8 protein-coding genes are annotated in these 10,295 nt (G+C 49.1%); 5 read left to right on the forward strand and 3 right to left on the reverse strand.

What is annotated here, in order from left to right; translation table 11 throughout:
* Window positions 1–162: 162 nt before the first annotated feature.
* Window positions 163–1,038 carry a glutathione-dependent disulfide-bond oxidoreductase gene (yghU, locus tag ACO0KV_RS18070; protein WP_423044512.1) on the forward strand — a complete coding sequence of 292 codons (876 nt, stop codon included), beginning with the start codon at window positions 163–165 and terminating at the stop codon, window positions 1,036–1,038.
* A gap of 59 nt (window positions 1,039–1,097) precedes the next feature.
* The gene (locus ACO0KV_RS18075) at window positions 1,098–1,730 is read left to right on the forward strand and encodes a glutathione S-transferase family protein (RefSeq protein WP_423044514.1); all 633 of its coding nucleotides are present in this window, start codon (window positions 1,098–1,100) and stop codon (window positions 1,728–1,730) included.
* 66 nt (window positions 1,731–1,796) lie between these two features.
* On the opposite strand, the gene ACO0KV_RS18080 is transcribed toward ACO0KV_RS18075, so the two are convergent.
* Window positions 1,797–2,801, reverse strand: coding sequence for a GlxA family transcriptional regulator (locus ACO0KV_RS18080; RefSeq protein WP_423044516.1), 1,005 nt, complete (start codon window positions 2,799–2,801; stop codon window positions 1,797–1,799).
* Between the two features lie 192 nt (window positions 2,802–2,993).
* On the opposite strand from ACO0KV_RS18080, the gene ACO0KV_RS18085 reads away from it, so the two are divergent.
* Both ACO0KV_RS18085 and fghA read left to right on the forward strand, forming a co-directional pair.
* On the forward strand, window positions 2,994–4,100 hold the full coding sequence (locus tag ACO0KV_RS18085; protein WP_423044518.1) for an S-(hydroxymethyl)glutathione dehydrogenase/class III alcohol dehydrogenase: 1,107 nt from the start codon (window positions 2,994–2,996) through the stop codon (window positions 4,098–4,100).
* Between the two features lie 2 nt (window positions 4,101–4,102).
* The gene (fghA, locus tag ACO0KV_RS18090) at window positions 4,103–4,984 is read left to right on the forward strand and encodes an S-formylglutathione hydrolase (protein WP_423044520.1); all 882 of its coding nucleotides are present in this window, start codon (window positions 4,103–4,105) and stop codon (window positions 4,982–4,984) included.
* Window positions 4,985–5,109: 125 nt separating this feature from the next.
* Here fghA and ACO0KV_RS18095 read toward each other — a convergent pair whose 3' ends face one another.
* Together ACO0KV_RS18095 and ACO0KV_RS18100 are read right to left on the reverse strand one after the other, a co-directional pair.
* The gene (locus ACO0KV_RS18095; protein ID WP_423044522.1) at window positions 5,110–5,796 is read right to left on the reverse strand and encodes a Fe2+-dependent dioxygenase; all 687 of its coding nucleotides are present in this window, start codon (window positions 5,794–5,796) and stop codon (window positions 5,110–5,112) included.
* 24 nt (window positions 5,797–5,820) lie between these two features.
* Window positions 5,821–8,040 carry a TonB-dependent receptor gene (locus ACO0KV_RS18100; protein ID WP_423044524.1) on the reverse strand — a complete coding sequence of 740 codons (2,220 nt, stop codon included), beginning with the start codon at window positions 8,038–8,040 and terminating at the stop codon, window positions 5,821–5,823.
* A gap of 557 nt (window positions 8,041–8,597) precedes the next feature.
* Between ACO0KV_RS18100 and ACO0KV_RS18105 the strand changes: the two genes are divergently transcribed.
* Window positions 8,598–10,061, forward strand: a complete 1,464-nt coding sequence (locus tag ACO0KV_RS18105; protein ID WP_423044526.1) for a DEAD/DEAH box helicase — start codon at window positions 8,598–8,600, stop codon at window positions 10,059–10,061.
* The last annotated feature ends 234 nt before the right edge of the window (window positions 10,062–10,295 follow it).

A 10,295-nucleotide genomic window follows, 5' to 3' on the forward strand; every position in this document is an offset into this window, starting at 1 on the left:
GGTGAGATGTGTGTAGTTCATTATGCAATTTCGACTGGCCGGTCAAAAAGGCACAAATGCTATCGCATCTTGCCCTCATTAACCGGTACCGTTCATAAATTGCACTTCATCCTAGAATTCGCCTAATTATTGAACCCTCCTCATCAACGAAAGGCATTGCCCATGGATAACTCCTCGCCCTACGTCCCACCTAAAGTATGGACCCCGAACAGTGACCCCGCCGGACGCTTCGCAAAAATTAATCGCCCCGTCGCTGGTCCGACTCATACGAAGGAATTGCCTGTCGGCCGTCATCCTTTTCAACTTTACTCTCTTGGTACACCTAACGGCGTCAAGGTGACGGTGTTGCTCGAAGAATTGCTGGAGGCAGGTCATGCTGGCGCTGAGTACGATGCGTGGCTTATCAATATCAGTGAAGGTCAGCAATTCAGTACGGGGTTCACAGAAATCAATCCAAATTCTAAGATCCCAGCATTGGTTGATCACAGTGGCTCAACGCCTGTTCGGATATTTGAGTCTGGCGCGATCATGATGCATCTCGCTGAGAAATTTAGTGCATTTTTACCTGCGGATAGCGCAGCAAGGGCGGAGTGTTTATCTTGGTTGTTCTGGCAAGTAGGCAGTGCACCATTTCTGGGTGGTGGGTTTGGTCACTTTTATGCCTATGCGCCAACCAAAATTGAATACGCGATCGACCGCTATGCGATGGAAGTTAAACGGCAAATGGATGTCCTTGATCGACGACTGGCAGAAAGTCAATTCGTTGCTGGTGATACCTATACGATTGCCGATATGGCGATCTGGCCGTGGTACGGCACAATGGCCAAAGGTCAGTTATACGAAGCGGGTGAGTTTTTGCAAGTCCATGAATATACCCATGTATTGCGATGGACAAATGAGATTGCACAACGCCCAGCGGTCAAGCGGGGGCGTATGGTGAACCGCGTTTTTGGTGATCTTGCAAGCCAATTACATGAGCGCCACGATGCCAGCGATTTTGAGACAAAAACGCAGGATAAAATCAGCAAATCAGCGTAATCAGTGATCAGCAAGAATCAACAAAATAAAAGTAAACTCAATCAACGGAGGAAGACATCATGATTACTTTTTACGATTGTAGTACCGCACCTAGTCCTCGTCGTGCGCGTATTCTGCTAGCCGAGAAAGGTGTTGCTCACGATACAGTGCAGGTCGATTTACGGACGGGTGAGCAACTCAGCGACGCATTCAGACAGATCAATCCGGCATGTACCGTACCTGCTTTAAAAACGGAGAGTGGCCTGGTATTAACCGATAACGCTGCAATCGCCGCTTATCTTGAGGCGCAATTCCCGGCGCTGCCACTGTTTGGTATGACGCCAGAAGAAAAAGCTGAAATAGCAAGTTGGAACTGGCGGGTTGAATTTGAAGGATTGCTGGCGATTGCGGAAGCCTTGCGTAACAGTTCACCGGCCATGAAAGATCGTGCGTTACCGGGGCCTGTGAATTATCCCCAGATTCCTGAGCTGGCACAACGGGGACTTGCGCGCGTCCAGCAATTCTTTCTGACATTAAACGAACGTCTTGCTGGCCGTGACTATATCGCCACTGATCGGTTTAGTATCGTTGATATCACCGCCGTAGTGACAGTTGATTTTGCGCGCGTCGTTAAAGTTAAAGTGGATGAGCAGTACCCGCATTTGCAGCGCTGGCGTGCGGCGATGGCGCAGCGGGTGAGTATGTCGTTGTAACATTGGCTGAGCCACGTCAGTCAGGGCGCCGTCTTCTCCCAGTCAACGTTGGTGAAGACGGCGTTCTTATTCTGGAACGCATAAGCGCGCCCGATAATCGCCGGGCGAACACGATAAGCGTTTCTGGAAAATACGTCGCATTTGGTCATCACTTGAAAATCCGCAGCGCCTTGCAATTGTCTTCACAGGTACCTTTGCGTCAGCATTGCTTGCCAAGAGCTGACAGGCAAATTCAACCCGGGCTGCTTCAATAAATTCGAGTGTGCTCACGCCGACTTCTTGGTGAAATAGGCGACTGAAATTGCGCAAGCTCATCCCCGCCATGTTGGCTAATTGTGATACAGGAAGACGCTGATGCAAATTAACCAAAATCCATTCCTGTAACTCACGGATATTGGTCTGCGCTGTTTTCTGGCTGAGTAAGTGTGTACTAAACTGTGACTGACCACCAGGGCGCTTAAGGTAGACCACCATATCACTCGCTACTTCCAATGCTAAGGCATGACCACAATCCGTCTCGACAAACGCCAGTGCGAGATCGATTCCGGCTGTTACTCCCGCTGATGTCCAGAGGTTGCCATTACGGATAAAAATGGCATCTGCATCGACTTGAATTGCAGGAAAGTCCTGTTCTAACTGGTCAGCGACACTCCAGTGTGTCGTCGCTTTCTTTCCATCAAGCACCCCAGCCTGCGCCAGAAAAAATGTCCCTGAACACAAGGCGGCGAGACGGTTTATTTTTTTACTTACCGCTTCAACCCAATCGATGATTTCTGGGTGTGCTATCAGTGCTTCATTGATGCGACGCGAGCCGACAATAATGGCATCATCAGGTAAAGCGAGCGGGCCGATCGCTTTCGTCGCCTCCAGACTCATTAGGGTGTCTGAACGTATCATCCCGGGATGCACAGAAGCAATTTTGACGTCATAAAACGAGGGCTTCCCTTGTCGCTGCAGGTGAATATTGGCATACTCAAACACGGACATAGGGCCAATAGCTTCCAGAGATTTAAAGCCAGGATAGATCACTATATCTACCGTTCTCGGGGTGGCATTTTTTTCAGGCTTCATCGTTGATCGGCGTTGGTTGATCCATGCGTATCATAACTGCTTCTTCAGTTTCCGTCTTTTTCAGCCATTATTCAGTCATTTTGAGCCAGATTGATAAATAGATGACGCAGGAAATTTATCTATCCAACACAATGACGGATATTTAATTATCTGACGAGCGCCGGCCTGGCACTCACACCTATAAAGAACAACATGAAAACCAAAGCTGCTATTGCCTGGAAAGCCGGTGCACCGTTAACGATAGAAGAAGTCGATCTGCAAGGGCCACGTGCTGGCGAAGTATTGATTGAAGTAAAAGCCACTGGTATCTGCCATACCGATTACTACACCTTGTCTGGGGCAGACCCGGAAGGTTTATTTCCGGCAATTCTCGGTCATGAAGGTGCTGGTGTTATCGTTGATACTGGCCCAGGTGTGACGAGTGTTCGCAAGGGCGATCACGTCATTCCACTCTATACACCAGAATGCCGTCAGTGCAAATTCTGCTTGTCCCGCAAAACCAATCTGTGTCAGGCGATCCGTTCAACACAAGGTCGTGGACTGATGCCAGATGCGACTTCTCGCTTCTCACTGGACGGAAAACCATTATTCCATTACATGGGAACCTCGACGTTTTCTAACTATATCGTTGTGCCTGAAATTGCCGTCGCTAAAGTCCGTGAAGATGCGCCTTTCGATAAAATTTGCTATATCGGTTGCGGCGTCACGACTGGCGTCGGTGCGGTTGTTTTTAGTGCCAAAGTCGAAGCAGGCGCGAACGTTGCCGTGTTTGGTCTGGGCGGGATTGGTCTGAACGTGATTCAGGCAGCTAAAATGGTTGGCGCTGATAAAATCATTGGCATTGATATCAATCCTAAGCGTCAGGAAATGGCGCGTAAGTTTGGGATGACCCATTTCATTAACCCAAATGAGGTTGAAAATGTCGTCGATCACATCGCACAATTGACGGACGGCGGTGTCGATTACTCTTTTGAGTGCATTGGTAATACTAAGGTGATGCGTCAGGCACTGGAGTGCACTCATAAAGGGTGGGGGCAATCCTTCATTATCGGCGTTGCCGAAGCTGGTGCCGAAATCAGTACCCGCCCGTTCCAGTTAGTTACTGGGCGTGAATGGAAAGGCTCTGCGTTTGGCGGTGCCCGTGGTCGTACCGACGTGCCAAAAATTGTTGACTGGTATATGGAAGGCAAGCTCAATATTGATGATCTGATTACCCATCATCTGCCACTCGAACGGATCAATGAAGGATTTGATCTGATGAAGAGCGGTGAATCAATTCGTTCCGTTGTTCTGTACTGATCATGACAAACTTCACTCTTCCAGCGTTGCCTGATGGCATCGAGCTGCTGTCGCAACATGCCAGTTTTGGTGGCTTACAGCAGTTTTATCGCCATGCATCGACAGAGATCGGTTTGCCGATGCGTTTTTCTGTCTACTTGCCGCCGCAATCGCTGACAGGTGAGGTCTGTCCTGCGATCTTTTTTCTGGCGGGACTGACCTGTAGTGAAGAAACGTTCATGATCAAAGCTGGCGCACAGCGGGTCGCTGCACGTGAGGGACTGATATTGATTACACCGGATACCAGTCCGCGTGGTGCCAATTTACCAGGTGACAGTGATGCCTGGGACCTTGGGGTTGCTGCGGGTTTTTATCTGAATGCGACTGCCGCACCATGGCGTAAGCACTACCGCATGGAGAGCTACATCGTCGATGAGCTGCGCCATCTGCTTCTGCCACTTCTCCCTATTGATGAAAAACGCCTCGGTATCATGGGGCATTCAATGGGAGGGCATGGTGCGTTGACTCTCGCATTGCGTCATCCGGGCGTTTTCCGTAGTCTCTCAGCGTTGGCCCCCATTGCCTCGCCAGTGAGCTGTCCATGGGGCCAAAAAGCGTTTCAGGCGTATCTTGGTGATGATCAGGTAAGTTGGGCGCAGCACGATGCCAGTATCTTAATGTCACAACAACAGCAAGCACCGTATCCGCAAGGTATTCTGATCGATCAGGGCGATGCTGATCAGTTTCTCGCCAATCAGTTACATCCGCATTTGTTTGAAGCTGCTTGCAACCAAGTTGGTCAGCCGTTGACACTGCGATACCAGCAAAAATATGATCATGGCTATTACTTTGTGAGTAGCTTTATTGAAGATCACCTAATGCACCATAAACAGCATTTGCAGTGAACTGATTTACTAAAAATTAGCGTAAAAAAACACAGCGCACTTCAGAGATGAAGCGCGCTGTGATTGTATTGAAAGCCAAGTTGGCAACCGAGGTCAGCGGGGGAGCACTGACCAGTGAAGCCGCCTTAGGTTTCACTCCATTGCCGTAATAAATTATGGTAACAACCCACCAAACTGCGGCGTGCGGTTTCGTCTGCTTTGGTGCGGTTGAGGGTTTGAATCGCGTTGTCCATATCAAACAATAAGCTGCGTTGCCCATCGTCCTTGACCAGACTTTGTACCCACAAAAAACAAGCCAGACGTGTGCCACGCGTGACGGTGGTTACTTGATGCAGGCTGGTCGAGGGGTAGACGACCATGTCACCAGCGGCAAGTTTAACGCTGTGCGTGCCGTAGGTGTCGACGATTTGCAATTCACCACCGTCATATTCTTCCGGATCGGCTAAAAATAACGTCGCAGAGACATCCGTGCGCAGCTTGCTGCCATTGTGAGGATGTAAGCGAATGCTGCCGTCCACGTGCAATCCAAAACCCATGCCTTCGCCATATCGATTAAACATCGGTGGATACACGATATTGGGTAGTGCCGCACTGATAAATAAAGGATTACGTTCCAGGGCAGCTAAAATCAGATGCTGACACTGACGTGCCACCTCGGAACGTTCGTCGATCTGTTGATTCAATTTAACGGGCGCACCCTGGTATCCAGCAGTGACGCGACCATCTACCCAAGCGTCACCCGCCTGTTCCAACATTGCGCGTACGGTCTTTAAGGTATCGCCTTGCAAGACGTGGGGGACATGAATCAACATGATTGGGCTCTTCTTTTGGTTTAATCAGAAACGATAATCGACAGACAGCATTGCTGTGCGTCCGCTGCCAGGTACTGAGCGGCCACCATCGGATTGGATCAAGTTATCGTAGTACATTTTATTGGTCAGGTTGAACAGATTTAAACGGACATCGTATTTTTTCTGTTTATAGGCAACGGTCGAATCCCAACGTGTGTAGCCACCAACGCTCACGGTATTTGTTGCGTTAGCATAGCGTTTCGACATATAGACGGGGCCGCCCCCCATTTCCCAATGCGGTGCTATTTCATAGGTCGTCCAGGCTGTGATCGTATTGCTTGGCGTATTGGCTGGCGTCTTGCCTAAGGTGCCGTCAACACTGGATGCTGCTACCACTTTGGCATCGAGATAGGTGTAGTTCATTGCGACTTGCCAGTCTTTACTTAAATTGCCGTTCATGCCTGCTCTGAAGCCGTTGACGCGCACGGTACCTTGCAAGGCATACACACCAGTCGTGATTTGACTACGGGAATTTTCTTTTTGGATCTGGAAAATCGCTGAGGTCACCGCCAGATTTTTATCCATTAAATCCCACTTGCCGCCGAGTTCGTAGGAGCGATTTTTTTCGGGATCGAGATTTTGTTGACCAACGGTACCCGTCAATTGTTCTAATGAAGGATTGAAGGATGTGCCATAGGATGCATAATAGGATTGTTTTGTATCTGGCTGCCAGATACTACCCAAACGTACGCTCGTGAACCCAATGGATTGATGCGCGCTTGGCAATGCCGTATTGCCTGTTGTATTGGACGAATTGATTGAGTTAGTAATGCTGGCTGTATAGCGGTCATAGCGTAGGCCGCCGACTAATTTTACGTACTGATTCACATCCATCGTATCGTTGATGTAGGTCGCCACTGTATTTGCCGATCCACCTTGGCGATTTCCTGCTTTACTCACGACACTCGATGGCGAATTAGTGCTGCCAGGATTTAATAGCGGTACACAAGCCACATAACCATTGGTTGCGGTTGCGGCGGTGAGTGCTACGCCATTGCAAGTTCCATTGCGATAATAATTCTGATTGTCATAGCCATCGTGACCCAGTTCAACGCCTGCAAGCAACTGATGGCGGAAGTTCCCGCTATCAATGGTCGTGGTCAGTTCGGTTTGGTTAAAGAAAGAGTAATCACGGATAGTTCTATCGTGGCTTTGCAGGCGCTCATAGAGGCTCGACAATGGTAAGTTGGTCGTCGCTGCAACTGGTAGAGGAACAAAGCCTTTCGCTGTTACCGTCCCGATGGTATTCGGTGCTGTCTCTACTGCATTGGTTCGGACGTAGTTAAACTGCGTTTGATTGCGGAGCGTTGTTTTGGTATCAATTTTATGAATAATCGTGCTGTTTAATGCGGCGATATCAGAGTCGGTGTGATCATCGTTATAGCCAAATGCGGTATCGCGATCGACAGGTGCCGGGTGACCGTTCAGTGGGCCGACACCATAATCTGGCATGTCATGGTTGTGCTGTAATAATGCGGACAACGTAATTTCAGTTGGCGTGCCAATTCCCAATCTCACCGACGGTGCCAGCCCAAAGTCTTGCATAGAAGACTGATCGCGGGTGGTCGCATTCCCATTTTGCCCCATCGCCATGACGCGTACTGCAGACGTATCGGACGTCGCTTTATTGAAATCGACTGTAGAACGGATTAAGCCATTCGTTGTGAGAGAAGCGGTGAGCTCAGTCTGATCGCTAAGGGTTGGCTTTTTAGTGACCTGATTGATTGCGCCGCCCGTCGAACCGCGTCCAAATAACATGGATGAGGGACCCATCAATACCTCAACGGAATCCAATGCAAACGTATCGCGGTAATACTGACCGCGATCGCGGAATCCATCCAGATAGACATCGGTACGGGCAGAGAAGCCATTGAGGTTGACGTTGTTGCCGATTTGCCCACCCTCCGCACCACCTAACGTGATGCCAGAAACATTGCGTAAGGCATCAGACAAAGAGTTTGCGCCTTGTGATTGCATTAAGGCTTTATTGACAACGGTAATGGACTGCGGGATGTCGCGTAGATCGCCTTGCAGCTTACTGAGTCCGAGCGCACCAGGGGCAAACTCATTTTTGGTGCCCTGAATGGTGACTTCGCTGGTGCTCGCTTCTGGCGCTGCAATTGCTTCGGCATTATGGGCTATAGAGCTGATTGGCTGAGCAAATAGAGTGATGAGGGCGGCGGCAACGGGTGTTCGACGATCCATGGTTTCTTTCAGGAATAGAAGTGGTTGAGTGTGGTGGCTAATCCACTGCTATGGGCTGTGGTGGCTAATTGGGCTTTATTGTAATGCAAATGAGAATGATTATCAAACTGATTTAAGTTTTGCGATGAAATAAGTCGAATTTCTTGGTCCCAACGCCGTGTTGGTCTAAAAGCGTGTTTGCGGTGCAGATTGCGTTTGGATCCGAAATAAAATAGGCGCAAGTCCTTCATTTCGTCAGTCCATCTAGCGCGAAAATTAAGTTTCTTGGGTGTAATTTTCATGTGGTGCTAGGAATTAAGTGCCGCAAAGAATATGCTTGAGCAAGCGACTGGCATGCGGACCTTGACGTTCATGTCTTGTGATAATCATGTATAAAGAGGGGATTGCACCTCATTAGCAGGTCATAAATCAGGTTGTTTGCGCTAAGCCCTTGATTTGTAATATAATCTGTGCTTCCTTAGCCTACGCTTATTCTCCTTTGACTGTCGCAGACCGTGGTAATGCCAGAAATGTTGCTGGCGCCCGTTGTGATACGTGGGAGACCCACCATAGAATACATGACTGATATTAAGTCCGACCTTGTACAAGGTCCTGCCAGCATTACTGTAATTGAACCACCTGTTGCCGTTCCTCGTTTCGAGGATTTTGGTCTGGCACCTGAAATTTTACGTGCCTTATCTGAGCAAGGGTATGTCCACCCGACGCCAATTCAAGCCGAAGCAATTCCGGTTGTTTTGCAAGGCAGAGACGTGATGGGCGCTGCTCAGACAGGTACTGGAAAAACAGCCGGTTTTTCTTTGCCGATTATTCAACGTCTGCTGGCTCACGCCAGCACCAGCGCTTCACCAGCGCGTCACCCAGTTCGCGCTCTGATCCTGACGCCGACTCGTGAACTAGCTGATCAGGTTGCTGAGAATGTGAAGGCGTATTCGCGCTTCACACCTTTGCGTTCGACGGTTGTGTTCGGCGGTGTTGATATGGCGCCGCAAACGGCAACGCTGCGCTCTGGGGTGGAAATTGTTATCGCGACACCAGGTCGTCTGTTGGATCACGTTCAGCAAAAAACGATCAACCTGTCACAGACACAAATTCTGGTGATGGATGAAGCGGATCGCATGCTGGATATGGGTTTTTTACCTGACTTGCAGCGCATCATTAATTTGTTGCCAAAACAACGCCAGAATCTGATGTTCTCGGCGACGTTCTCGCCAGAAATCAAAAAACTGGCGGCTAGCTTTTTGACTAATCCGCAGACGATTGAAGTCGCACGTAGTAACGCGACTTCCGATAACGTGACGCAAATTTTGTATAAAGTGGCGGAAGATGAAAAGCGTGATGCTGTCTCCTTCATTATCCGTGAGCGCGGTCTGAAACAAGTGATCGTGTTCTCGAACACCAAAATCGGTGCCTCGCGTCTTGCGCTTCATTTAGTAAAGCAGGGTGTCAAAGCTTCGGCGATTCATGGTGATAAATCACAATCAGAACGTATGCTGGCACTAGAAGACTTTAAGCGCGGTGAAGTTGAAGTCTTAGTGGCAACAGACGTGGCTGCACGTGGTCTCGATATTTCTGAAATGCCATGCGTGATTAACTACGATCTGCCTTATAACGCCGAAGATTACGTCCATCGTATCGGTCGTACGGGACGTGCTGGTGCAAAAGGTGATGCGATTTCATTGCATACAGATCAGGATGAGCGTTTATTAGTTGATATTGAAAAGCTGATTAAGCAGAAAATCGTTCGTTTGAATTTGGCTGGTTTTGTTGCTGTATCAACGCAGCAACCTGAACGTCCGCGCCACTCACGTGACCGTTCGGATCGTCAGGGTGGCGATCGTCCAGAAAAATCCGGACGTAGCTTTCAGTCACCGCGCGAGAAAGTGGATCCATGGTTCCTTAAACCATATGAACCAAGCGCGAGTACGCTTCCTTCGACAACTACATCGACGACGAGTGCGCCCTCTGCAGCAGCCAAGCCACAAAAACGGGCATTTCTTTTGGGCGGTGCGCCAAAGGCGTAATCCTGCCGAATTGATGTTCAGTCGTCATTTTAGTGGCAATCACAGTTGCAAAAAAAGGCCGATTATATCGGCCTTTTTTTATTCTTAAAACGGTTTGTTTTTTAACCTTGGCGAATTCTAGGATGAAGTGCAATTTATGAACGGTACCGGTTAATGAGGGCAAGATGCGATAGCATTTGTGCCTTTTTGACCGGCCAGTCGAAATTGCATAATGAACTACACACATCTCACCCA

The organism is Undibacterium sp. RuRC25W (assembly GCF_049339825.1).
In the GTDB taxonomy this organism is placed as follows: domain Bacteria; phylum Pseudomonadota; class Gammaproteobacteria; order Burkholderiales; family Burkholderiaceae_D; genus Undibacterium.